Raw genomic sequence first — 22,257 nt, 5'->3', positions numbered from 1 at the left:
GCCGGAGCCGGGCGCTCTCAGCGGCCCCCGGCTTCGGCCACCACCTGCTTCAGGTGATGGGACGACACCGGCTTGTGCAGGATGGCGAAGCCGCTGCGTTGGGCCTCGACGATGCGTTCGGGGGCGGTGTCGCCGGTCAGGATGATGCTGGGGATCGACGCCCCGCAATGGGCGTGGATGGCGCGCAGGGCTTCCGGCCCGGTCTTGCCGTTGCGCAGCCGGTAGTCGGCCAGGATCACGTCCGGCCGCCGCCCGGCCTCGTCGAGCAGGCGGATCGCCTCGTCCCCCGCGGTGGCGGCGATGACCTCGTAGCCCCAGCCCTCCAGCATGGCGCGCAGCCCCATCAGGATGATCACCTCGTCGTCGATGATCAGGACGAGCCGGCACCCGCCGCCCTCCGTCCGGCCGACCGCGGGAACCGTCGTCACCGCGGGGCGCGGCGGCTCGGCGGCGGGAACGGTGACCAGGAAGGTCGATCCGCTGCCCGGCCGCGATCGCAGGGCCACGGAATGGCCGAGCAGAGCGCAGAGCCGCCGCACGATGGCGAGGCCGAGGCCCAGCCCCTTCTCGCGGTCGCGCTCCGGGTTGCCGAGTTGGGTGAACTCCTCGAAGATGTCCTCCTGGCGGTCCGGCGGGATGCCGGCGCCGCTGTCGCACACGGCGATGTGGAAGCGGCGGCGCGACCGCCGCACGCCCAGCAGCACCCCGCCCCGCCCGGTGTAGCGCAGCGCGTTGTCCAGCAGGTTGCGGACGACCCGCTCCAGCAGCATGGGGTCGCTGCGCGCGTGGAGCGTGGTCGGAACGACGCGCAGGGTCAGGCCGCGCCGCGCCGCCTCCGGCGCGTATTCGGCGGCGAGGCGCTCGAAGAGGGGCTGGATCGCCACGGTGGAGGTCACCGGCTCGACCACCCCGGCGTCGAGCTTGGAGATGTCCAGCAAGCCGTCGAGCAGCCGCTTCAGCGCCTCCAGCGCCTGCTGCATGGTCTTCAACGTGGCGTGGGCCGGGGTGCCCTGCGTCTGCTCGCCCAGCGCCGAGGTGAGGAAGAACAGCGACTGCACCGGCTGGCGCAGGTCGTGGCTGGCCGCGGCGAGGAAGCGCGATTTCGCCCGGTTGGCCCGCTCCGCCTGGTCCTTGGCGCGGCGCAGCGCCGATTCGGTGCGCTTGCGCTCGGTGATGTCGCGCAGGATGGCGGTAAAGAAGCGGTCTCCGCCGTCGCTCCAGGCCGACAGCGACAGCTCCAGCGGCACCGCCAGCCCGTCGCGGCGCCGTCCCTCCACCTCGCGCGCGACTCCGTCGGCCAGCCGGTCCGGGCTGAGAGGTTCCGAAATGAGGCCACCCGGGATCAAACGGCGCACGTCGGCCCCAACCGCGTCGGCGGGGCAATGGCCGAAGATGCGCTCCGCACCGCGGTTGTAGGTGTGCACCGTGCCATTGGCATCCACCAGAAGGATCGCGTCGGCGGCGGTTTCCAAGAGGGAGCGGTGGCGCTCCACGGCCCGCCGGATCGCCCGTTCGTCCTCCTTGCGGCGGGTTACATCCTGGGCATAGACGGCCAGCCGGTCGCCGGTGGCGAACAGGCGCAGGGCGTACCAGTCGCTGTTGCTGGTCAGCCGGATTTCGAACTCCTCCGGCTCCCGCCGGTCCAGCGCGTCGCGCAGGCGCGCGGCGAAGGGTTCGGCCACGCCGGGCGGCAGCAGGGCGACGAAGACATGCCCCAGGAGATCCCCGCCGTCGCCGAACAGGCGCGCCGCCTTTTCGTTGGCGAAGGTCACCCGCCCCTCATGGTCCAGTTCCACCACCGCGTCGGTTGAGGCCGCGAGGATGGCCGCCATGCGATGTTCGGCGGCGTGGGCGGCGTCGCGGGCCAGTTCCCGCGCCTGAAGCTCCTGCGCCATGGAATCGAAGGCGCGGCCCAAGGCACCGATCTCCGAGCGGTCGCCCGGCCGTCCGATCCGCGCGTCCCGGTCCCCGGCGCTCCAGCGCTCCACCACCCGCTTCAGACGGGCCACGGGGCGCAGCACGAACAGGCGCGCGCCGATCCAGGCCGCGGCCAGGGACAGCGCCGCCGCCAGCGCCAGCAGGAGGGCGCTCCGCTCGGCCGCGGCGGTGACGGGGCGCAACGCCTCCGTCCGGTCCAGCCCGACCGCCAGAAACAGATCGCGGACTTTCTGGTCCACCGGGGCGTAGGCCAATATCCGCGGCTCGCCGTCCAGGCCGGCAACCTCCGCCACACCGTCGGACGGCGCGCGCAACAGAGCCATCAGCGGTTCCGGGAGCGGTTTGCCCACCCGCTGGTCTTCACTGCCGGGGAAGCGGCCCAGCACGGTGCCGTTGCGGTCGGCGAGCACCAGCATGGCGTTCGGCGGAAACGGCTTTTCCGCCAGATACTCGCGCAGCCATCCGGCGTCGAGCGCGATGGACACCACCCCCGCCATGCGGCCCGCCCCGTCGGTGTAGGGCGCCGCGAAGGGCAGCACGGGACGCCCGTCCATCCGCCGCACCGCATAATCCCCGACGACGAAGCCCTGCCCGTACAGCGCCATGCGGATGTGCGGCAACGCCGCCACCATCAGGCCGTTCAGCTTGGCGTCGCTGGCGCAGCGGACCGAGCCGTCGAGATCGGTCAGGGCGATGCCCTTCACCCGCGGCAGCCGGCCGCGCAGGCGGTTCAGGATGGTGGAGCATTGCTGCGGGTCGATGGCCAGCCGCGGCGCCATTTCGGCCACCGTCACCAGCACGCCGCGCATGCCCTCGACGACCCGCTGCTGCTCGTCCTGGATCAGCGTCAGCAGGCGGCGGGCCTCCGCCTCGGCTTGGCGTTCACCCGCCTCGATGGCAGTCAGGCTGGCGTGGCCAAGGATGCCGATGGCCGGCAGGCTGGCGAGGAGAACGAGCAGGACAAGGCGTGTGAGAATGCTCATCGGCGGCCTGGGAACAGATCGGCGGAAGGGAACGGCACAATCCTGCACTTCCCAAGGGACGGGCGGCACCCCGGGTCCGATGCACGCCGTCATATCCGCGGCAGCGGTGTCCCGCTACCCCGCCGGCCACATCCTTACCTTTGCGTTTACCAAATGGAAGGACCGCGCTCAACCGACTATTTCGCATACGAATTATAAAGACGCCGGATGGAGGGGCTCACGCCAAAAAGAAACGGGCCGTTTCCCAGATGGGAAACGGCCCGTTCGGCATGGTGCTGCCGGTGTTGCGTTGCTGGTATCAGCCGCGGGTGCTGCCCGAAGCCCGGTCGCCGGTGGCGACCGTGTCGCTGGCCGGCTTCTGCGTGCCGGCGCTGGCGCTGTGGCTGGAGGAGCAGTCCGCGCTGGCGACCCCCGCCGTCAGGAGGGCGGCGAGACCGAACAGAACGGCTACCGGCTTGGCTCCATGAGACATTGGATCACCTCCTTTCAAAACTGTTGAACACCGCAACAGCATGTGAGGACGATCCGGCGCGAGTCAACGCCTTATACCGCCCGTACAGGGTGCGAGTCCCTCACCCGCCCCGGGAGAGGGTGCCCGCCAAAGCGGGCGGGTGAGGGTCTCACGAGAATCAAGGCACCGATCCTTGCCTGCACCCTCTCCCTTCCCACGCTTCGCGCGGGCCCCTTCCCTCTCCCAGGACGGGAGAGGGTTGTGGCGAGTCCGATCACGCCGTCTCCAGCGCCTCCCGCATGGTGCGGAACAACTCCGCCTTGTCCTCGAAGCCGATGCCCGGCTGGTCCGGCAGGCGGACGCGCCCGTCCTCCACGGCGATGCTGTCGGCAAAGCCGCAGAAGGGCTTGAACACGTCCGGGTAGGACTCGTTGCCGCCCAGATGCAGGCCGGCGGCGATGTTCAGCGACATCTGGTGGCCGCCGTGCGGCACCACGCGGCGGCTCGACCAGCCGTTCTCCGCCAGCATGTCCAGGGTGCGCATGTACTCGACGAGGCCATAGCTGAGTGCGCAGTCGAACTGCAGCCAGTCGCGGTCCGGGCGCATGCCGCCGTGGCGGATCAGGTTGCGGGCGTCCTGATGGCTGAACAGGTTCTCGCCCGTCGCCATGGGGCCGTCATAGTGGTTCGCCAGCTCGGCCTGGAGCGCGTAGTCGAGCGGGTCGCCGGCCTCCTCGTACCAGAACAGGTTGTAGGGCTTCAGCGCTTCGGCGTAGGCGATTGCGGTCTTCAGGTCGAAACGGCCGTTGGCGTCCACGCAGAGGTTCTGCCCATCGCCGACCACCTCCAGCACCGCCTCGATGCGGCGCAGGTCGTCCTCCAGCGAGGTGGCGCCGATCTTCATCTTCACGACCTTGTAGCCGCGGTCGCGGTAGCTGCGCATCTCGTCCTGGAGCGCCTCCACCCCCTTGCCGGGGTAATAGTAGCCGCCCGCGGCGTAGACCCAGACCGACTCGTCGGCCACGCCACCGCGGTAGCGGTCGGCGAGCAGGCGGTAGAGCGGCTTGCCGGCGATCTTCGCCACGGCGTCCCACACCGCCATGTCGATGGTGCCGACCGCGACCGAGCGTTCGCCGTGGCCGCCCGGCTTCTCGTTGGTCATCAGCCGCGCCCAGATCCTGAACGGGTCCAGGTTGCCGTTCGCCTCGTCGATCAGGCTGTCGGGGGCGGCCGAGGTCAGGCGGGGGATGAAGCGTTCCCGCATCAGGCCGCCGGCGCCGTAGCGTCCGTTGGAGTTGAAGCCGTAACCGATGACCGGCTTGCCGTCGCGCACCACGTCGGTGACGACCGCCACGGTGGAGCAGGTCATCTGGCTGAAGTCGATGTAGGCGTTGGCGATGTCGGACTTGATGCCGACGGTCTTTTCCCGGATCTCCACGATGCGCATGGCGCTGCTTCCCTTTGGCTTTTCCGATGCCCTGGGCCGCAGGATAGGGATGGACGGGACCGCCGGGCCAATGCCAGTTTCAAATCGCATGATGCGCGTCCGGCATGGGCTGATGAGTCACCGATGGAACTGAACTGGCTCGAGGATTTCCTCGCCCTGGCGGAGTGCGGCAACTTCTCCCGCGCGGCGGAGGGACGCAACCTGACCCAGCCGGCCTTCAGCCGCCGCATCCGTGCGCTGGAGGACTGGACCGGCACGCCGCTGTTCGACCGCAGCACCCAGCCGGTCGGGCTGACCGAGGCCGGGCGCCGCTTCCGCCCCTTCGCCGACGAGACGGTGCGCCGCCTCCTGCAAGGGCGGGAGGAGGCACGGCTGGCCGGCGGGGCGGCGGCCACGGCGCTGCGCTTCGCGGCGACCCACGCGCTGTCGCTGACCTTCTTCCCGACCTGGCTGAGCCGGCTGGAGGGGCAGGCGCGGCTGGGCGCCATTCACCTGCTGTCCGACAGCATGCAGGCCTGCGAGCAGGTGGTGACGCAGGGGCAGGCGCAGTTCCTGCTGTGCCACGCCCATGCGGCGGCTCCCTCCCGGCTGGAGGCCGGGGCCTTCCGCTCGGCCGCGGTGGGGAGCGACCGTCTGGTGCCGGTCTCCGCGCCGGACGAGGCGGGCGCGCCGAAGCATCCCCTATCTGGCGGGGGGGTATCCGGCGGCGGGGCCGCCCTGCCCCATCTCGCCTACAGCCCGGAATCCGGCATGGGACGCATCGTCACGGCGGCGCGCGGCGGCTTTCCAACGCCCCTGGCACTCGATACCGTCTTCACCTCGCACCTTGCCGCGGTGCTGCGCACGCTGGCCCGCGACGGGCGCGGCGTGGCGTGGCTGCCGGACAGCCTGATCGCCGAGGATCTGGCGCAGGGACGGCTGGTGCGGGCCGGCGGAGCGGGCTGGGAAATCCCGGTGGAGGTGCGCCTGTACCGCCCACGCGCCCGTCAGAGTCCGGCGGCCGAGGCTTTCTGGACGCTGGCGGCGGAACAGGCGCCCCAGCATGGGAGGGAACGGGAATGAGCGAAGCGGATTACAGGCTTTACGGGGCCCCCGGCTGGGGGTCCGTCCTGACGGAAGCGATGCTGGTCCAGTGCGGTGTTCCCTTCGTCTTCGAGGACGTCGCGGGCTTCGACGCGCCGGGCGAGGCACGGCAGAGGCTGCTGGCGCTGAACCCGCTGGGGCAGATCCCCACCCTGGTCCTGCCGGACGGGACGGTGATGACGGAGAGCGCGGCCATCGCGCTGCTGCTGGCCGAACGGCACCCGGACGCCGGGTTGGCGCCGCCGCCGAACGCACCGGAGCGCGCCGCCTTCCTGCGGCTGCTGGTCTGGCTGGTGGCGAACGTCTACCCGACCTTCACCTACGGCGATTATCCGGAGCGCTGGGTGACGGAGGCTCCGGAGACGCTCGGCGCGGCGATGGTGGAGCAGCGCAAGACGCTGTGGCTTTGGCTGGAATCGCAGCTGGGCGATGGCCTATGGGTGTTGGGGGAGCGCTTCAGCGCGCTCGACATTTACATTGGGGCGATGGTGCATTGGCGGCCCCACCGCGCCTGGTTCGCGGAACACGGCCCGAAGCTGTCGCGCGTAGCGGAGCGGGTGCTTGCCCTGCCGAATCTGGCGCCGGTCTGGAACCGGAACTTCACGCCGGCGTCCTGAACCGGGACGCACCGAGTTCATACAGCACGGGGGCGACCGTTGGGCCGCCCCCGTTCAACATTCAGCATTCGTGACTTCAGGCTCGCAGATCAACGCTCGTTGAAGGCGCGATACACGATGTAGGCCGGAGTCGCGCGCAGCCAGGCGGCGAGGAACTCGCGGACGGCCTGGAGGGCGGAGGACGGGGCGCGGTCGCTGCCGATGTGGCTGTAGGTCGAGCTGTTCATGATGGTCTCCAATCGTTGGGAGGCGTTATCGGGGGCGTTGTTCGTTGAGACCAATATGCCCTGGTATACCCAATACCACACGCGCGCTTCTTGCAGGGCAGACCCCAAAAAATGCAACGCTTTCAATGCTTTAAACATCACGCATTCAGCATATTGAACTGTTCGTACAGCGGACGTCGAATTCTTGCCGCATCGCGGGAAGCGGCGGTCTAGCCAAAGCCGCCCCACAACCCCACTTCTCGTGTCATGCCGCGCGACGACAGCCAGCCCCGCTTTCCCGCCGTCCCGTCCGACCACTGGGACGGGCGCCGCTTCTTCAACCCGCACGCCGATACGGACAAGGGACCGCGCGAGCTGTGGCGGCTCTACAAGGCGCGCGGTCCGCGCTGGACGCCGCCGGACCCGCAACCGCCCCGCCCTTTCCGCGCCGTCACCCCGGCGCGCGGCGAGGTGGCGGTGACCTTCATCGGGCAGGCGACCTTCCTGATCCAGATCGGCGGGGCGGCCTTCCTGACCGACCCCGTCTATTCCGACCATGCCGGCCCCTTCGGGCGGCTTGGGCCGAAGCGGGTGCGCCCGCCCGCGGTGCGCATGGAGGATTTGCCGGCCATCGACGCGGTGCTGCTCAGCCACAACCACTACGACCACCTCGACGCCCCGACGCTCCGCCACCTGGCGCGGCGGCGCGGCGTGCCGCAGGTGATGACGGGGCTGGGCAACGGCCCGATGATGCGCCGGGCTGGCTTCGACGCGGTGCACGAGTTGGACTGGTGGGACAGCCTGCCCGGCCCGCACGGCACCCGGGTCACCTTCGTCCCGGCGCAGCACTGGTCCGCCCGCAGCCCCTTCGACCGGCGCCGGACGCTGTGGGGCGGCTTCGTCGTCGAGACGCCGGAGGCCGCCATCTATTTCGCGGGCGACAGTGGCTACTGCCCGCATTTCCGGGAGATCGGGCGGCGGTTCGGCGCCATCGACGTCGCCCTGCTGCCGATCGGCGCCTACGAGCCGCGCTGGTTCATGGCCGCCCAGCACATGAATCCGGCCGACGCCGTGCGGGCGCACCGGGATCTGGGGGCGCGGCACAGCGTCGCCATGCATTTCGGCACCTTCCAGCTGACCGCCGAGGGCATCGACGCCCCCATCCGGGCGCTGCACCACGCGCTGGCCGAGCAGGCCGTCGATCCCGGTCGGTTCGCCATCCCCGGCTTCGGCGAACCCCTGCGCTTCCGCCGCCCTTCGGCCTAATGGCGAAGGGGAGGATTCGCCCAGCAGCCTATGGCGCAAGCGTCATGGACGAGACCGCGCGGATCGGGGTAACGCCTTGAGGGACAGCACCCACCATACAGGCGGAGCCGGGCGTAAATGCAGTTGGAAATCAGTGCCTTCGTCAGTTCCCTCGGCAGCGAATCGGACCACGGCCCCGACGCGCTGGAGCGGGTGCGGGAGAGCATGCGGTCCCTGGCCGACACGCTCGCCGCGCTGAACCTGGGCATCGTTCTGGAAGTGCGCGACGTACAGCGTCTGCAGACCGTCGCCCGCATCGTCCAGGCCAACGCGCCGAACCGGTAACCGCCCGGTTATCGCCGCAGCGGGCAGGCCCGGCGGGCCAGCCGGGCGTTCAGGTCGCCGCTCTCCACCACCGGTTCGCCTTGGCTGCGCATCACGAAGCCGAAGGTGTCCATCACGCGGTCCAGGACGATCTCCTGGTCGTCCGGGCGGCGGCTGACCATCACCACGGCGTAGGCGGCGGAGCGGGCCACCGCCGGCTCCCCGCGCAGGCCGCGCACGCCCCAGCCGGCCAGCGCGCCCTTGCAGCGGAACAGCTCCACCGACAGGCCGGCGCCGCCGGTCGCCCCGGCCACCACATAGCCGGCGGCCACTGCCAGCGGGGCCAGCAGCCCGTCCCAGTCCAGACAGTCCTCCCGCGACACCCACATGCCGCCGACCGAGCAGGGGGCGGCGCCGATGGCCTCGCCCAGCCCGGCGCGGAAGGCGCGCAGCACCTCGACCGCCTCCGCCGCGGGCATCGGTTCCACCCGGTTGCCGTCCGGCATCAGCATCAGGCGCCCCGCCCACTCGGTCGAGGGGGGAAGCTGTTCGGTGAGGCGGGCGAGGAGGGCTTCGCGCGCCTGGGCGAAGGGAACGACCTTGGACATGGGGAACAGGGACCAGCGGCAGGGGACGGGAACCGGGGCCGGAAGGAAGCGAAAGCCACGCCCCCTGTCAACCGGCGCGCGAGGGCTTCGCCACATTTCGGCCCCATTGTCACGGCCCTGCATCGCCGCCGCCGGCGAAGGACAGAAAATCCCTCCGCCGGGTCGTTTTCCCCTTGCCAGCCCCCCGAAAGGGGCTTATAAGCCGGCCTCCGTTCCGGATTAGCTCAGTCGGTAGAGCAGCGGACTGTTAATCCGCGTGTCGCTGGTTCGAGTCCAGCATCCGGAGCCATATTGCGGGTGTAGCTCAGTTGGTTAGAGCGCCGGCCTGTCACGCCGGAGGCCGCGGGTTCAAGTCCCGTCACTCGCGCCACCTTCCCTCTTCGGTGGCCTTCTTCTCCCCCCTCCTCATCGCATCACGGTGACCGTGGCGGCCTCCGTCCGGCTGATCACCACCTCGTCGCCGGGCTTCACCGTTTCCAACCCCTGCACCTCCGGCGGGACCGGAACCGTGCGCGTGCGCCCCTGCGGCCCGCGCAGCGTGACCGTCCGCCGGCCGAGGTCGATGGCCTCGACGACCTCCGTCACCTGGGTGGTGGTGATCGCCGACGCGCGCGGCATCTCGCCGACCGCGGCGCGGTCCGTGCTGCTCCTCTGAATGGCGCCCGGCCCGCCGCCCGGCGGCTGGGTGACGATGTTGGTCAGGCGGGCGTACTCGATCTGCACGGTGTCGCCGACCTTGATGCGGTTGAAGTTCCGCACTTCGCTTCCGGCGGTCACCGCCTCCTCCCGCCCGTCCGGGAATTGCAGGATCACCGTCCGGGCCGCCTTGTCGATACCGCGGACCTTGGCGGCGGAGCGGACATTCTCGACCATGGACAGCCGGGGCGTCGGCTCCACGCTCGCCGGCGCCATCGCGGCGGACGGCGGCGCGGTTTCGGACGCCGGCGCGCAACCGGCCAGGACCGCGCCGGTCAGGAACACCGCCAGGACGGCACGGGTTTGGTGCTTCATGGGATCGCCTCCACCTCTTCTGGGACCGGCTCCCGGGCCTGTGGCCGGTTCGCTTTGGTCCGGTTCGGGCGCAGGAACGGCACGGTCGTGCGGATGTTCCATATCCCGACCCTGGCCGACCCTGGTGGCCGGGGCAACTTACCGTAAGTTCGCCCCCTCGACCCGTCCGATGGATGGGAGCAATCACCCGAGGGGGTCAGAATTTGAACACCGCCTCCATCCCGACGAAGTGGATCGTCTTCGCGGGGCCGGTGTCCTGAAGAAAGGAGCCGGGCCGGAACAGCGAGTAGGACAGCAGCCCCTCGACCGTGCGCCCGGCGGCGTAGGACAGCACAAGCTCCCCCTGCGTGCCGATGTGGCGCGATCGCGATTCGGCGCCAGAGCGGAGCAGGTTGCCGGACAGGTCGTAGACGCCGTCCTCCAGGCTCATCCGCCAATAGGCGATGGCCGAGGCGGAGAGGCTGAATTCGTCCGACAGCGCCAGATCAAGGGAGGGATGCAGGTTCATCAGGTTCAGCGGCCCGACCAGGGTCAGCTCCCCGAAATACTTGGCGCGGGGGAACAGGGGGTTGAAGGTGCCCAGGCGCCCGTCGCCGGGATCGCGGTCGCCGCTGGCGATGTTCGCCTTCAGCCCAAGCCGCGGGCGCAACGGTACGCTCTCCCAACGGTGGCCGGTGTCGCTGGCGACCGACCATGCAGCGATGGTGTCGCCATCAATGCGCCCGGTCTGGAGCATGGCCTCCCAGTTCCAGTCCCAGCCGTCGGCCTTTCCGAACAGGCGGGTGCCCAGCGTATGCCGCTCCTCCCGCCCCTGCCCGCCCTCGAAGGACGCCGCCCGGTTGCCGTAGCCGATGTAGTAGGCGTCCAGCCCCGTGCCCCAGCCCGCAGCCGCGCCGCGCGTGGCGTACAGCCCCCAGGCCGACCGCTTGCCGTCGCGCTGGTCGTCGAACAGGTCGGGCGCCGCGCGGACCGGGCGGCCGAGGAATCCGTCCACCCGCCAGGGGCCGGCGGTCACGATGCCCGTCACCGCGTCGAAGGCGCGGGGGACGTTGGCGCCGTAGCGCAGGCTGATCAGCCGCTCCGACCCGTAGGCGAGCATCTGGCGCCCCGCCCGCAGCGTCCCCTGCGCGTCCCCCAGCGGGACGGAGAGGTCGGCGAAGCCTTGCAGCAGGTCGGCGCGGTCGACGTCCGGCGCCCCCTCCGGCCCGAGCTTGCCCGCCGAGCCGGCCATGATCAGCTGCCCGAAGACCCGCAAGGCCGGGCCGACGCGCAGGTCGGCGTAGGGCAGCAGGCGCCACAGGCCGTAGGCGTCGTTTCTCGGCTCGTCCTGCCCCCAGCCGCTGTTGCGCACCGCCTCGCCACGCAGCCGCGCCTCCAGCCCGGTGGACAGGGAGACCGTGCCGCCGGGGGTGAGCGGGATCGCCTTGAAGCGCTCCCAGAAAGCGCCGCTGCCCGCCGCGGGGTCGAGGAGGTAGCGGTAATCCTCGTCGTAGCGGCTGTTGGTCAGCGGCGGGGGCGTCTCCGCAAGGGTCTCGGCGGGGGCCGCGGCGGACTGGAGCAGCAGAGCCGCGACCAGCGCCCCGCGCCACCGCCTCACGAGGCCGGCCCCGCGCCATGCTCCAGCGCCAGGAAATGCGACACACGCGGCGGCCCGTCGCCGCGGTGGAAGGCCAGCGCCTCCTTCTGCACGTCCGCGTCGGCGTTGGACACCCGGCGGTGCTGGCGCTGGTGCTCCGCCCAGGATTCCACGAAGAACCACTCCAGCACCCGCTCCGGATCGCCGGAATCCTGGCTGACGCCCCAGGCGTAGGCGCCGTCCCGCCGCCGCGCCTCCGACAGGCGACGGAGCGCCGCGTGGAAGGCGTGCTGGTCGGCGGCGGCCACCCGGTACTCGATGGTGATCAGCACCGGGCCGCGGTCGTTGCGCACCGGCTCGGCGGTCAGCGGCTCCGGCCAATGGTTGGACGGGGTGAGGTCGGCCTCGCCCTCCGGCAGCGGCACCGCGCGCGACAGGATCGCCACGGCGAGCAGCCCGGCGGCGCTGACCCACAGGGTGGCGGGCACGCCGATCGCGTCGGCCAGCGCGCCCCAGCCAAGGCTGCCCGCCGTCAGGGCGCCGTTGAACACGGTCAGGTACAGCGCCAGCCCGCGCCCGCGCACCCAGTTGGGCAGGATGGCCTGGGTGGTGGCGCTCAGCGTCGTCAGCACGGCGATCCAGGCCGCCCCGGCGCCCAGCAGGACCGGCAGCGCCAGCCAGCGCGGCGGGGCCAGCGCCAGGATGCCCATGACGACGGCGGTGACCAGCGCCGCCGCCAGCATCAGGCCGTCCGCCCCCAGCCGCTCGCGCAGGCGTGGCAGGACGGTCGCCCCGCCGATGGCCCCCGCCCCCACGGCGCCCAGCAGCAGGCCGTAGAAGCCCGGCCCGCCGCCCAGCATCGGCCCGGCGACGATGGGCAGCAGGGCCCACAGGGCGCTGGCGCAGGCGAAGAACAGGCCGGCGCGCAGGAAGACGCGGTGCAGTTCCTTGCTGGCGCGGGCGTAGCGCAGCCCGGCGCGCAGCGCGCCGCCGAACTGCTCCGACAGATCGTCGCGGGCGTCGGGGGTGCGCCGCCACCACAGCAGGGCGGCGATGACGATGATGTAGGAGGAGACGTCCACCGCGTAGGTGGCGGCGGCCCCGGCGGCGGCCAGGATGGCGCCGCCCGCCGCCGGGCCGATGGCGCGGGCGATGTTGATGCCCAGGCTGTTCAGCGCGACGGCGCCCTTCAGCTCGCCGCGCGGCACCAGTTCCGGCACGATGGACTGCCAGACCGGCGCCATCAGCGCCGCCCCGACCCCGCCGAGGAAGGTCAGCCCGGCGATGGAGGCCACGCTGGCGACGCCCAGCCATGCCTGGACCATCAGCGCGGCGCTGACGCAGGCGAGCAGGCACTGGATGACGATCAGCATCCGCCGGCGGTCCATGATGTCCGACAGCACGCCCGCCGGGATCGCCAGCAGGAAGATCGGCAGCGAACCCGCCGCCTGGATCAGCGCGACGGTGGACGGCGAGCCCGATAGGTCGAGCACCAGCCACGCGCTCGCCACGTCGCGCATGAAGGTGCCGACGTTGCCAAGCACGGCCGCCACCCACAGCACGGCGAACAGCCGGTTGCTCAGCGGCGCGAAGGCGCCGGCGGGCTTTTGTGCGGGGGGCGTGGTGCCGGGGGTGGGAACGGTCTCGGCGGTCATGCGCGGCCTCCCCGGCGGTGGGTCAGCACCGCCGCCGCGGCGAAGCCGCCGACGATCGCCAGATGCTCCAGGAAGGTGGCGGTCTGCCGTGCGCGGTCCGCCCCCTCATAGGTCCAGAAGGCGTGGGCGAGCAGCGTGGCGACCACCGTGAAGCCGGCGAGAATCCCGGCGCCGAGCCAGCACCAGCGCCGTGTCAGAAACAGCGCCGACCCGCCGAGCTGGGTGACGATCACCGCCACCGCGACGAGGACCGGCAGGCCGAGCCCCAGCCCCGCCGCCTCCGCCACGGCGCCGTTGAAGTCCGTCAGCTTGACCAGCCCGCTGACCACGAAGGGCGCCGCCAGCGCGAGGCGGGCGAGCCAGGCGGTCCCCGGCCAGTCGAGCAGGGCGGCGACCGGCGCGGCGGCGGCGTCCTTGCGCGAGGAGAGGGTGTCGGCCATCGTTGCGCTCCCCCTCAGACCGCCCAGCAACCGCAACCGAACACGCCCCAGAAGCTGCGCGCGTCGGACGAGGGCACGTCGGCGCCCAGCGCCGCCGCGTGGTCGTGGCCGTGCACCGCGCAGCCGGAGTGGCAACCGCACTCCGCCGCCTGCCGCTGCACCGTCTTGGGGTCGCGGTGATAACCGCCGACCGTGGCGACCGGCGACCAGTCGGGCATCGGCTTGGGCAGCGGCGGGGCGAGTTTGTCGTAATCGCCCTCGCCATGCACCACGGCGCCGCCCAGCAGGGTCAGGACCGAACGGATGTGGGGGATGCGGTCCTCCGGCACGGCCATGTAGTCGTCGCTGAGCAGCGCCGCGTCGGCGAGCTGCCCGGCCTCGATCCGGCCCTTCCTGCCCTGCTCGTTGGAGAACCAGGTGTTGGCCTCCGTCCACAGGCGCAACGCCGTCTCGCGGTCCAGCCGGTTCGCCATCGGGTAGAGCGACAGCCCGCCCACCGTCTTGCCGGTGACCAGCCAGGACAGCGAGACCCAGGGGTTGTAGCTGGCGACGCGGGTGGCGTCCGTCCCGGCGCCCACCGGCACGCCGGCGGCCATCATCTTGGCGATGGGCGGCGTGGCCTCGGCGGCCTTGGCGCCGTAGCGCTCCACGAAATACTCGCCCTGGTAGGCCATGCGGTGCTGCACGGCGATGCCGCCGCCGAGCGTCGCGATGCGGTCGATGTTGCGCTCGCTGATCGTCTCGGCGTGGTCGAAGAACCAGTTCAGCCCCTGCAGCGGGATGTCCCGGTTGACCTTCTCGAAGACGTCGAGCGCCCGTCCGATGGTCTCGTCGTAGGTGGCGTGCAGCCGCCACGGCCAGCGCCGCTCGGCCAGCAGGCGGACCACCGGCTCCAGGTCCGTCTCCATGTTGGGCGGCATCTCGGGCCGGGCGACGCGGAAGTCCTCGAAGTCGGCGGCCGAATAGACCAGCATCTCCCCCGCCCCGTTCAGGCGGTAGCGGTCGTCGCCATCGCCCGGCTTGACCTTGTCCGACCAGGTGGCGAAGTCCTGCAGCTCCTCCTTCGGCTTTTGGGTGAACAGGTTGTAGGCGATGCGCAGGGTCATCTCGCCGTCGGCGTGCAGCTTCTCGATGATCGCGTAGTCGTCGGGATAGTTCTGGAAGCCGCCGCCGGCGTCGATCACGCTGGTGACGCCCAGACTGTTCAGCTCCCGCATGAAATGGCGGGTGGAGTTGACCTGATACTCCTCCGGCAGCTTCGGCCCCTTGGCGAGGGTGGAGTAGAGGATCATCGCGTTGGGCAGGGCCAGCAGCAGGCCGGTCGGGTTGCCCGCGGAGTCGCGCTGGATCTCGCCGCCCGGCGGGTTGGGCGTGTCCTTGCCGTAGCCCACCGCCCGCAGCGCCGCGCCGTTCAGCAGCGCGCGGTCGTAGAGGTGCAGGATGAAGACCGGCGTGTCGGGGGCGGCGGCGTTCAGCTCCTCCAGCGTCGGCAGGCGCTTCTCGGCGAACTGGTGCTCGGTGAAGCCGCCGACGACGCGCACCCACTGCGGGGCGGGGGTGCGGGCTACCTGGGCGCGCAGCATCGCCATGGCGTCGGCCAGCGTCGGCACGCCGTCCCAGCGCAGCTCCATGTTGTAGTTCAGGCCGCCGCGGATGACGTGGATGTGGCTGTCGATCAGGCCGGGGATCAGGCGGCGCCCCTTGGCGTCGATCACCGCGGCGTCGGGGGCGGCGGCGGCGCGCACCTCGGCCTCCCGCCCCACGGCGAGGAAGCGCCCGTCGCGGATCGCCACGGCGTCGGCCTGCGGGTTGGCGCGGTCGAGCGTCGTGATGCGGGCGTTGACGATCAGAAGGTCGGAGGAGGGCATGGCGGCATTCCCAAGGCGGGTGAACAGGGGCGAGGCGAGCAGGGTGGTGGCGGCGCTTCCGGCGATGGCGCTGCGGCGACCGATACCGGGGCGACCGATCCCGGTCCGGCCGGTCATGCCCGGCCCCGCGGGGGTGCATCCGCGGCCGGGGCCGGCGGATTCGCGGCATCGGGAGCGGCGGCGCTGCCGGCCTGCGGACCCAGGATGTGGCGGGCACAGTCGTTCTGGATGAAAGCGAGAACCGGCTGCCCGGCGATCAGCCGCTTGACCACCGGCACCGCCTGCTCGCCGACCAGCATGCCGAGCAGGCCGATCAAGGCGATCGTGGGCGGCGCCGGGGAGCGGACGCCGAGAAACGCGTAGAGGACGCCGACCAGGATGCCGGCGCCGAGGGAAAGCAGATAGGGCATCATGGCGTGCCTGTTCTTCGTCCGAATGGGCGGAAAAAGGCGGACCGGCCCCGGGAAGGGTCGGGACCGGTCCGCCGCGGCGCGGGGCATCAGGCGCCGCAAGCCGAGCGCCGCGATCAGGCGGCGGCGCTGTGGCCGCCTTCCGACGCGCCAAACATCGTCTTGGCGTAGATGATACCCAGGCCATAGGCGCCGCCGTACTTCTTGGCGATGCCGGTGGTCATCTCGTAGGTCTCGGTGCGCGCCCAGTCGCGCTGCAGTTCCAGCATGTACTGGAGCGAGGTCATCGGACGCACGCCGGCCTGGACCATGCGGTCCATGGCGCGCTGGTGCGCCTCGACCGAGACGTCGCCGCAGGCGTCGGCGATGACGTAGACTTCGAAGCCCTGGTCCAGCGCCGACAGGGTCGGGCCGACGATGCAGACCGAGGTCCACAGGCCGCAGAAGACCAGCCGGGTCTTGCCCAGGCCGTTCACCCGCTTGATGACATTGGCGTCCTCCCAGGTGTTCATGGAGGTGCGGTCGGTGACCTCCGCCCCCGGGAAGGCCTCGGTGATCTCGGAGAAGATCGGGCCGGAGAAGCTCTTTTCCGCGACCGTGGTCAGGATGGTCGAGACGCCGAAGCCGGCGGCGGCGTGGGCGACCAGCGCGGTGTTGGTGCGCAGCGTCGTGGCGTCGATCGAATGGGTCGCGAAGGCCATCTGCGACTGATGATCGATCATGATCAGCGCGTGGTCCTTCGGCGAGACGAGCAGCTTGCCGGGAGTCGCGGTGGCGGTGATGGTCATGTCTCTATCCCTTTTGTTTTTGGCGCCGGTGCCCCGGGCGAGCCCTGCGGCGATGCCCGTGGCCCGGCGGTGCGTCGAAGCATCGGCCAGGGACGGAGGGCGGCGACATTGAACTTGCGTTTGCCGGCCCTATACCTTGGTATATCAGGCCAAGGCGTCTCTCGCCGCCGGTGCCGGTCAGGGTAAAGGGACAGGGGTTGGGGGAAGACGTGACCCGACGGCCGGGCGAGCGACGGTGATGCGCACGAGGGATGTCCCCGGAGACCAGCGGTTTCTTCTGGCGACCCTGCCCCCGGGGGCGGGGCAGACGCGGCTGGCCATCGGCACGGTGGCGGGGCTTTTGGCCGCTCTGGCCATTGCCGCACCCTTCGCCCGCCTGACGCTGGACGGAACGGCGGTCCTGCTGCCCGCCTACGCCACCGCGGTCCTGCTGACCGAGCTGATGACCGCCGTCCTGCTGTTCGCGCTCTACGCCACGCAGCGCACGCCGGCCCTGCTGGCGCTGGCCGTCGGCTATCTGGTCACGGCGCTGCTGATCGTTCCCTGGGCGCTGACCTTCCCCGGCGTCTTCGCGCCGACCGGGCTGCTCGGCGCCGGCTTGCAGAGCACGGCCATCGTCGCCGCCGGGCGCCGCATCGGCCTGCCGCTGTTCATCCTGGCCTACGCGCTGCTGAAGGCCGTGGAGGCCGGCCCGCGCGAGGCGCACCGCCCGGCCCTGCCGGCCATCGCGGGCGGCGCGGCGCTGGCGGCGGCGCTGGCCGGGGGCCTCACCGCCTTCGCGCTCGCCGACGACGCCCTGCTGCCGCGGCTGATGGTGGACACCCTGCGGGAAACACCGCTGTGGCGGGTCGTGCCGGTGACGGCGCTGGCGCTCTGCGCCGCCGCACTGGCCGTCCTGTGGCGGCAGCGGCGCTCCGTCCTGGACCTCTGGCTGATGGTCGTCCTGGCCGCCTGGGCCATCGAGACCTGTCTGCTGAGCTTTATCAGCGGCGGGCGCTTCAGCGCCGGCTGGTGGTCGGGGCGGCTGTTCGGGCTGGCCGCCTCCAGCGTCGTCCTGCTGGTCCTGCTGGCGGAGATGACGACGCTCTACGGGCGGCTCGTCCGCTCGGTGGCGGCGGAGCGGCGGGTGCGCGACGCGCGTCTGGCCAGCCTGGAGGCCCTCTCCGCCTCCATCGCGCACGAGGTCAACCAGCCGCTGGCGAGCATGGTCACCAACGCGGGCGCCGGGCTGCGCTGGCTGGACCGCCCGTCGCCCAATCTGGTGGAGGTGCGGGCGGCGCTGAAGCGGATCTCCGACGACGGGCACCGCGCCGCGCGGGTGATCGCCTGCATCCGCGATTCCTTCCGCAAGGCACCGCCCCAGCGCCGCCGGCTGGACATCAACGGCGTGATCCGGAGCGCGCTGGACCGCACGGAGGGCGAGCGCCGCCTGAACCGCATCGCCGTCCGCACCGACCTGCAGCAGAGCCTGCCGCCGGTCAACGGCAGCCCGGTGCAGCTCGAACAGGTGCTTCTGAACCTGATCGCCAACGCCGACGACGCGATGGGCGCGGTCGCCGACCGCCCGCGCGTGCTGAGCATCCGTTCGCGCCGCCGCGGGCTCGCGGACGTCCTCGTGTCGGTGGAAGACACCGGCACCGGGTTGCAGGCGTCCCAGGAGGAGCGGTTGTTCGAACCCTTCTTCACCACCAAGGAGCATGGAATCGGCATGGGGCTGACCATCTGCCAGTCGATCGTGGAGGCCCATGGCGGCCGGCTGTGGGTGGCCGCCAACCAGCCCCACGGCGCCGTCTTCCGCTTCACCCTGCCCGCCGACGACGAGCCGAAGCGGCCGGCCGCCGGCGCGGCGCTGGAGCGGACGCGATGACCGACCGGTCCGCCGCAGCCGCCGGTGAAACGCCCTTCGTCGCCATCATCGACGACGATCCGTCGATCCGGGAATCGCTGGTCAGCCTGCTGCGCTCCGTCGGGCTGACCGCCCTGCCCTTCGCCTCGGCGCAGGAGTTCCTGCAGCAGCGCCTGCCCGACGCGCCGGGCTGCCTCGTGCTGGACGTGCGGCTGCCCGGCCAGAGCGGGCTGGAGTTCCAACGCGAACTGACCGGGGCGGGCATCCATCTGCCGGTCGTCTTCATCACCGGCCATGGCGACATTCCCATGTCGGTGACGGCGATGAAGGCCGGCGCCGTCGAGTTCCTGGCCAAGCCCTTCCGCGATCAGGACCTGATCGACGCCGTCCACACCGGCATCGAGCGCGACCGCGACCGGCGCCGCGCCGTCGACGCCCTGTCCGACCTTCAGGAGCGCTTCCGCAGCCTGACCCCGCGCGAGCGGGAGGTGATGCGGCTCGTTGCCGCCGGGCAGCTCAACAAGCAGATCGCCGCCGAGTTGCAGCTCAGCGAGATCACCGTGAAGGTCCACCGCGCCAGCGTGATGCGCAAAATGCAGGCGCGGTCCCTGCCCGATCTGGTCCGCATCGCCGACAAGGTGACCCTCGCCGGCGACGCCTGACCGGTCCCTGCTCAGGCCCCCTTGATGAAGGCCAGCACATCGGCGTTGAAGCGATCCTGGTGGGTGGCCGTCAGGCCGTGCGGCGCCCCCTCATAGACCGTCAGCGTCGCCTGCGGCGCGATCTCCACGGCGCGGCGGGCCGCCGCGTCGATGGGCACGATCTGGTCGTCGTCGCCGTGGATGAACAGCGTCGGGAGCGCCATCCTCTTCAGATCCTCGGTGAAGTCGCTTTCCGAGAATTGCTGGATGCAGTCGTAAGCGCCCTTGATCCCGGCCATCATGCCCTGGAGCCAGAAGGACTGGCGCAGCCCCTCCGACACCTTGGCGCCGTCGCGGTTGAAGCCGTAGAAGGGCATGGTCAGGTCGAGGAAGAACTGCGACCGGTCGTCGTAGGTGCCCTTGCGGATGCCGTCGAAGACCTCCATCGGCAGGCCGCCGGGGTTGGCCGCGGTTTTCAGCATGATCGGCGGCACCGCCCCGACCAGAACGGCCTTGGCGACCCGCCCGGTGCCGTGGCGCCCGATGTAGCGGGCGACCTCGCCGCCGCCGGTCGAATGGCCGATCATCACCGCGTCGCGCACGTCCAGCGCGTCGAGCAGCTCGGCCAGATCGTCGGCGTACTGGTCCATGTGGTTGCCGGTCCAGGTCTGGTCCGACCGGCCGTGGCTGCGCCGATCATGGGCGATGACCCGGTAGCCCTGCTGGCCGAAGAACAGCATCTGCCCGTCCCAGGCGTCGGCGCTGAGCGGCCACCCGTGCGAGAAGACCACCGGCTGTCCGCTGCCCCAGTCCTTGTAGAAGATGCGGGTGCCGTCCTTGGTCGAGATCGTGCTCAAAACCCCCTCCATTTTTTCGGGCGCGCGAAAGATCCGCGGCGCGAGGGGAAGGCGGACACCGGCCTTTCCATGGGCAGCGCGGAACGTCGTCGGCGTCACAACAGTGCCGAAAGCGGCCCGGCCTGGAAACTATACGGAGGTATCGGTGGGCCGCCCGTGCGTATGGGAGGAGGCTGGGAGGCCCGCGCCCCTGAATCGCGGGAAAGGACGGAGAGAACGGAAAGGCACGCGAACCGGCACCGCCGCAGTTCTCTCGAGAGTGGAAATATTTCGTTTTTTCAATCAGTTCCGGTGCTATCAGCGGGCATTTGGCGTCCTTTGCGTCTTCCGAACAGCCGCGTCATCGTTTATCTTCGGCCAGCGGTGGGCGCAAAGCCTATCCATCTGGGAAATGAGCGGGCGGTTTCTTGGGGGAGCAGAGCTTGCGAATGCTTGTCGCCGTAGCTGATGAACTGCGCCGGCAAAGCCGCAGCGTCATCATACGTCTTATGCTGTTTGGACTAGTTCTGGTCTTTGTCGGTGCCTGTGCGCGCATCTGGGTCCTGTCCTCCTTCTTGGAGGACAAGATCAACAACCTGACCTCGTCCCAACAGCAATCGACCGCGTCCTACGTCGCCCACGACATTGACGAGAAGATCAAGGCCCGGCTCGACCTCCTGCGCCGCGCCGCCGGAAGCCTGCCGTTGGCGAACCTCGACGATCCCGCAGCCCTGCGGGATTGGCTGAAGACGCATCACGAGATCGCGCCCCTCTTCTCGCGCGGCTTGATGGTCGTCCGGCCGGACGGGCACGGAGTCTTCGCCGATTACCCGGAACGGCACCGCCCGCCCGATTTCGACGTTTCGGATCGCGACTGGTTCCGGTCGGCGCTGGACACCCGCGAACCGGTGATCGGGAGGCCCGCCCGCTCCGCCATCGACGACGAGCCGATGATGGTCATGGCGACGGCGGTCACCGACGCCGCCGGAACACCGGTCGCGGTCCTGGCCGGCGCCACCGCCCTGTCGTCGCCCGGCTTCCTCAATCTGGTGCAGGGAAACCGCATCGGGCGCAGCGGCGGCTTCCTGCTGGTTTCCCCCCGCGACAAGCTGTTCGTATCGGCCAGCGATCACGGCATGATCCTGACCGCGACCCCGCCGGAGGGGGTGAATCCGCTGCACGACCGGGCCATGGCCGGTTACCGCGGCACCGGCATCACCGTCAACGCGGCGGGGGTGGAGGAATTGTCGGCCATCGCGGCGGTCCCGACGGCGGGTTGGTTCCTGGTCGCCCGGCTGCCCACGGCGGAGGCGTTCGAGGGGGTTCGCGACCTGCAGACCTTCATCGCCACCAACAGCCTGATGATCGCCGCCTTCGCCGTGACCGTGCTGTTCTTCGGCATGCGCCGCTTCTTCCGCCCGCTGACCGAGGCGGCGCGGCGGATGCACCAGATGGCCGACGGGCATGTCGAGCTGTCGCCCCTGCCGGTCCACCGCATGGACGAGGTCGGGGAACTGGCGCAGGGCTTCAACTATCTGCTGGGCAAGTTGCGGGAGCAGGAGGCCGCCCTTCGGGCGAGCGAGGCGCGGATGGCGCATATGGCCCATCACGACGCGCTCACCGGCCTGCCCAACCGCGCCATGTTCCTCCAGCGGCTGCAACAGGCCGTCGACCGGGCGGAGCGCGGCGGCATGCTGTTCGCTTTGCTCTACATCGACCTCGACGGCTTCAAGCCGATCAACGACACCCACGGCCACAGCCGGGGCGACGAGGTCCTGCGCGTGGTGGCGCGGCGCCTGTCCGGCCTGCTGCGCCGGTCCGACCTGATCGCCCGCATCGGCGGCGACGAGTTCGCCATCATCCTGGAGGTGGAGGCGACCCGCGCCGGGGCGGAAACGGTCGCCGACAAGTGCCGGGCGGCGTTGGAGGAGCCCATTCTGATCGACGGGCTGCGGCTGCCGCTCGCCCTGTCGATCGGCGTCGCCGTCTACCCGCAGGACGGTCGCGATTCCCAGCAGCTCATCGTCCACGCCGATCAGGCCATGTACGCGGTCAAGAGGGGCGCCGCCCGGGTCCCCGCCCTGTAGGCGCTTCCGCTCAGTGGCAGCTTGATCCGCCGCCGGAGGGGCCGCAGCCCGTGCACCCGCCGCCGCAGCCGGGACCCTTCGGCGCGGCGCGGCCCAGCAGGCGGGCACGCAGCCCGGCCGGAAGGATCACCCGCCACACCGTCCACGCCGCGGCCAGCGCCACAACCACCGCGACCAGCAGATTCTGCCACATGGCT

21 protein-coding genes and 2 tRNA genes are annotated in these 22,257 nt (G+C 70.9%); 9 read left to right on the top strand and 14 right to left on the bottom strand.

What is annotated here, in order from left to right; all coding sequences use genetic code 11:
* Positions 1-17 precede the first annotated feature (17 nt).
* The 3 genes from DS837_RS19025 to DS837_RS19015 all read right to left on the bottom strand — a co-directional run bounded on the left by DS837_RS19025 (position 18) and on the right by DS837_RS19015 (position 4,819).
* Complete coding sequence (locus DS837_RS19025; protein ID WP_170295905.1) at positions 18-2,921, bottom strand: PAS domain S-box protein; 2,904 nt, start codon at positions 2,919-2,921, stop codon at positions 18-20.
* Between the two features lie 298 nt (positions 2,922-3,219).
* Entirely contained in the window at positions 3,220-3,393 is a 174-nt protein-coding gene (locus tag DS837_RS32125; protein ID WP_155903579.1) for a hypothetical protein, read from the bottom strand.
* 253 nt (positions 3,394-3,646) lie between these two features.
* Entirely contained in the window at positions 3,647-4,819 is a 1,173-nt protein-coding gene (locus tag DS837_RS19015) for a mandelate racemase/muconate lactonizing enzyme family protein (RefSeq protein ID WP_149166192.1), read from the bottom strand.
* Between the two features lie 123 nt (positions 4,820-4,942).
* Here DS837_RS19015 and DS837_RS19010 point away from each other — a divergent pair, with 123 nt between their 5' ends.
* Entirely contained in the window at positions 4,943-5,881 is a 939-nt protein-coding gene (locus tag DS837_RS19010) for a LysR family transcriptional regulator (RefSeq protein ID WP_149166191.1), read from the top strand.
* Positions 5,878-6,519 (top strand): glutathione S-transferase family protein, encoded by a 642-nt coding sequence (locus DS837_RS19005; protein ID WP_149166190.1) that lies wholly within the window; start codon positions 5,878-5,880, stop codon positions 6,517-6,519. The genes DS837_RS19010 and DS837_RS19005 overlap by 4 nt, the downstream gene beginning before the upstream one ends.
* Before the next feature lie 89 nt (positions 6,520-6,608).
* On the opposite strand, the gene DS837_RS32120 is transcribed toward DS837_RS19005, so the two are convergent.
* On the bottom strand, positions 6,609-6,746 hold the full coding sequence (locus DS837_RS32120; RefSeq protein ID WP_170295904.1) for a hypothetical protein: 138 nt from the start codon (positions 6,744-6,746) through the stop codon (positions 6,609-6,611).
* 246 nt (positions 6,747-6,992) lie between these two features.
* Here DS837_RS32120 and DS837_RS19000 point away from each other — a divergent pair, with 246 nt between their 5' ends.
* Both DS837_RS19000 and DS837_RS18995 read left to right on the top strand, forming a co-directional pair.
* Positions 6,993-7,991, top strand: coding sequence for an MBL fold metallo-hydrolase (locus DS837_RS19000; protein WP_149166189.1), 999 nt, complete (start codon positions 6,993-6,995; stop codon positions 7,989-7,991).
* Positions 7,992-8,108: 117 nt separating this feature from the next.
* Positions 8,109-8,315: a hypothetical protein gene (locus DS837_RS18995; RefSeq protein WP_149166188.1), complete on the top strand. Its 207-nt coding sequence runs from the start codon at positions 8,109-8,111 to the stop codon at positions 8,313-8,315.
* 8 nt (positions 8,316-8,323) lie between these two features.
* Here DS837_RS18995 and DS837_RS18990 read toward each other — a convergent pair whose 3' ends face one another.
* A complete protein-coding gene (locus tag DS837_RS18990) occupies positions 8,324-8,902 on the bottom strand; it encodes a hypothetical protein (RefSeq protein ID WP_149166187.1) in 579 nt (192 codons plus the stop codon).
* Between the two features lie 213 nt (positions 8,903-9,115).
* Here DS837_RS18990 and DS837_RS18985 point away from each other — a divergent pair.
* Together DS837_RS18985 and DS837_RS18980 are read left to right on the top strand one after the other, a co-directional pair.
* Positions 9,116-9,191, top strand: a tRNA-Asn gene (locus tag DS837_RS18985).
* A 4-nt stretch (positions 9,192-9,195) separates the two neighbouring features.
* Positions 9,196-9,272, top strand: a tRNA-Asp gene (locus DS837_RS18980).
* Between the two features lie 35 nt (positions 9,273-9,307).
* Here DS837_RS18980 and DS837_RS18975 read toward each other — a convergent pair.
* The 7 genes from DS837_RS18975 to DS837_RS18940 form a co-directional block, all read right to left on the bottom strand.
* Positions 9,308-9,913, bottom strand: a complete 606-nt coding sequence (locus DS837_RS18975) for a hypothetical protein (protein WP_149166186.1) — start codon at positions 9,911-9,913, stop codon at positions 9,308-9,310.
* A 196-nt stretch (positions 9,914-10,109) separates the two neighbouring features.
* The gene (locus DS837_RS18965; RefSeq protein WP_149166185.1) at positions 10,110-11,510 is read right to left on the bottom strand and encodes an alginate export family protein; all 1,401 of its coding nucleotides are present in this window, start codon (positions 11,508-11,510) and stop codon (positions 10,110-10,112) included.
* Positions 11,507-13,144: an MFS transporter gene (locus DS837_RS18960; RefSeq protein WP_149166184.1), complete on the bottom strand. Its 1,638-nt coding sequence runs from the start codon at positions 13,142-13,144 to the stop codon at positions 11,507-11,509. Before DS837_RS18960 ends, DS837_RS18965 begins: the two co-directional genes overlap by 4 nt.
* Positions 13,141-13,584, bottom strand: coding sequence for a DoxX family protein (locus DS837_RS18955; protein ID WP_211102321.1), 444 nt, complete (start codon positions 13,582-13,584; stop codon positions 13,141-13,143). The genes DS837_RS18960 and DS837_RS18955 overlap by 4 nt, the downstream gene beginning before the upstream one ends.
* A 14-nt stretch (positions 13,585-13,598) precedes the next feature.
* Positions 13,599-15,569, bottom strand: coding sequence for an amidohydrolase (locus DS837_RS18950; RefSeq protein WP_149166183.1), 1,971 nt, complete (start codon positions 15,567-15,569; stop codon positions 13,599-13,601).
* Entirely contained in the window at positions 15,566-15,865 is a 300-nt protein-coding gene (locus DS837_RS18945) for a XapX domain-containing protein (protein ID WP_149166182.1), read from the bottom strand. The genes DS837_RS18950 and DS837_RS18945 overlap by 4 nt, the downstream gene beginning before the upstream one ends.
* 113 nt (positions 15,866-15,978) lie before the next feature.
* Positions 15,979-16,650, bottom strand: a complete 672-nt coding sequence (locus DS837_RS18940; RefSeq protein WP_014197758.1) for a hydrolase — start codon at positions 16,648-16,650, stop codon at positions 15,979-15,981.
* Positions 16,651-16,888: 238 nt separating this feature from the next.
* On the opposite strand from DS837_RS18940, the gene DS837_RS18935 reads away from it, so the two are divergent.
* Positions 16,889-18,517 carry an MASE4 domain-containing protein gene (locus tag DS837_RS18935; protein ID WP_149166181.1) on the top strand — a complete coding sequence of 543 codons (1,629 nt, stop codon included), beginning with the start codon at positions 16,889-16,891 and terminating at the stop codon, positions 18,515-18,517.
* A complete protein-coding gene (locus DS837_RS18930) occupies positions 18,514-19,158 on the top strand; it encodes a response regulator transcription factor (RefSeq protein ID WP_149166180.1) in 645 nt (214 codons plus the stop codon). Before DS837_RS18935 ends, DS837_RS18930 begins: the two co-directional genes overlap by 4 nt.
* An 11-nt stretch (positions 19,159-19,169) precedes the next feature.
* Here the strand turns inward: DS837_RS18930 and DS837_RS18925 are convergent, their stop codons facing one another.
* Positions 19,170-19,994 carry an alpha/beta fold hydrolase gene (locus tag DS837_RS18925; RefSeq protein ID WP_149166179.1) on the bottom strand — a complete coding sequence of 275 codons (825 nt, stop codon included), beginning with the start codon at positions 19,992-19,994 and terminating at the stop codon, positions 19,170-19,172.
* A gap of 488 nt (positions 19,995-20,482) precedes the next feature.
* Between DS837_RS18925 and DS837_RS18920 the strand changes: the two genes are divergently transcribed.
* On the top strand, positions 20,483-22,060 hold the full coding sequence (locus tag DS837_RS18920; RefSeq protein ID WP_247890020.1) for a bifunctional diguanylate cyclase/phosphodiesterase: 1,578 nt from the start codon (positions 20,483-20,485) through the stop codon (positions 22,058-22,060).
* A 10-nt stretch (positions 22,061-22,070) separates the two neighbouring features.
* On the opposite strand, the gene DS837_RS18915 is transcribed toward DS837_RS18920, so the two are convergent.
* Positions 22,071-22,253 carry a hypothetical protein gene (locus DS837_RS18915; RefSeq protein WP_149166177.1) on the bottom strand — a complete coding sequence of 61 codons (183 nt, stop codon included), beginning with the start codon at positions 22,251-22,253 and terminating at the stop codon, positions 22,071-22,073.
* Positions 22,254-22,257: the final 4 nt, after the last annotated feature.

The sequence above is a fragment of the Azospirillum brasilense genome (assembly GCF_008365405.1).
Lineage (GTDB): Bacteria > Pseudomonadota > Alphaproteobacteria > Azospirillales > Azospirillaceae > Azospirillum > Azospirillum brasilense_D.
This window is presented reverse-complemented; position numbering and strand designations above follow the sequence as displayed.

Bases quoted from the DNA above. Each gene is read 5' to 3' on its own strand.
- DS837_RS19025 (WP_170295905.1), bottom strand. From the start codon at position 2,921: ATGAGCATTCTCACACGCCTTGTCCTGCTCGTTCTCCTCGCCAGCCTG.
- DS837_RS32125 (WP_155903579.1), bottom strand. From the start codon at position 3,393: ATGTCTCATGGAGCCAAGCCGGTAGCCGTTCTGTTCGGTCTCGCCGCC.
- DS837_RS19015 (WP_149166192.1), bottom strand. From the start codon at position 4,819: ATGCGCATCGTGGAGATCCGGGAAAAGACCGTCGGCATCAAGTCCGAC.
- DS837_RS19010 (WP_149166191.1), top strand. From the start codon at position 4,943: ATGGAACTGAACTGGCTCGAGGATTTCCTCGCCCTGGCGGAGTGCGGC.
- DS837_RS19005 (WP_149166190.1), top strand. From the start codon at position 5,878: ATGAGCGAAGCGGATTACAGGCTTTACGGGGCCCCCGGCTGGGGGTCC.
- DS837_RS32120 (WP_170295904.1), bottom strand. From the start codon at position 6,746: ATGAACAGCTCGACCTACAGCCACATCGGCAGCGACCGCGCCCCGTCC.
- DS837_RS19000 (WP_149166189.1), top strand. From the start codon at position 6,993: ATGCCGCGCGACGACAGCCAGCCCCGCTTTCCCGCCGTCCCGTCCGAC.
- DS837_RS18995 (WP_149166188.1), top strand. From the start codon at position 8,109: ATGCAGTTGGAAATCAGTGCCTTCGTCAGTTCCCTCGGCAGCGAATCG.
- DS837_RS18990 (WP_149166187.1), bottom strand. From the start codon at position 8,902: ATGTCCAAGGTCGTTCCCTTCGCCCAGGCGCGCGAAGCCCTCCTCGCC.
- DS837_RS18975 (WP_149166186.1), bottom strand. From the start codon at position 9,913: ATGAAGCACCAAACCCGTGCCGTCCTGGCGGTGTTCCTGACCGGCGCG.
- DS837_RS18960 (WP_149166184.1), bottom strand. From the start codon at position 13,144: ATGACCGCCGAGACCGTTCCCACCCCCGGCACCACGCCCCCCGCACAA.
- DS837_RS18955 (WP_211102321.1), bottom strand. From the start codon at position 13,584: ATGGCCGACACCCTCTCCTCGCGCAAGGACGCCGCCGCCGCGCCGGTC.
- DS837_RS18950 (WP_149166183.1), bottom strand. From the start codon at position 15,569: ATGACCGGCCGGACCGGGATCGGTCGCCCCGGTATCGGTCGCCGCAGC.
- DS837_RS18945 (WP_149166182.1), bottom strand. From the start codon at position 15,865: ATGATGCCCTATCTGCTTTCCCTCGGCGCCGGCATCCTGGTCGGCGTC.
- DS837_RS18940 (WP_014197758.1), bottom strand. From the start codon at position 16,650: ATGACCATCACCGCCACCGCGACTCCCGGCAAGCTGCTCGTCTCGCCG.
- DS837_RS18935 (WP_149166181.1), top strand. From the start codon at position 16,889: ATGCGCACGAGGGATGTCCCCGGAGACCAGCGGTTTCTTCTGGCGACC.
- DS837_RS18930 (WP_149166180.1), top strand. From the start codon at position 18,514: ATGACCGACCGGTCCGCCGCAGCCGCCGGTGAAACGCCCTTCGTCGCC.
- DS837_RS18920 (WP_247890020.1), top strand. From the start codon at position 20,483: ATGCTGTTTGGACTAGTTCTGGTCTTTGTCGGTGCCTGTGCGCGCATC.
- DS837_RS18915 (WP_149166177.1), bottom strand. From the start codon at position 22,253: ATGTGGCAGAATCTGCTGGTCGCGGTGGTTGTGGCGCTGGCCGCGGCG.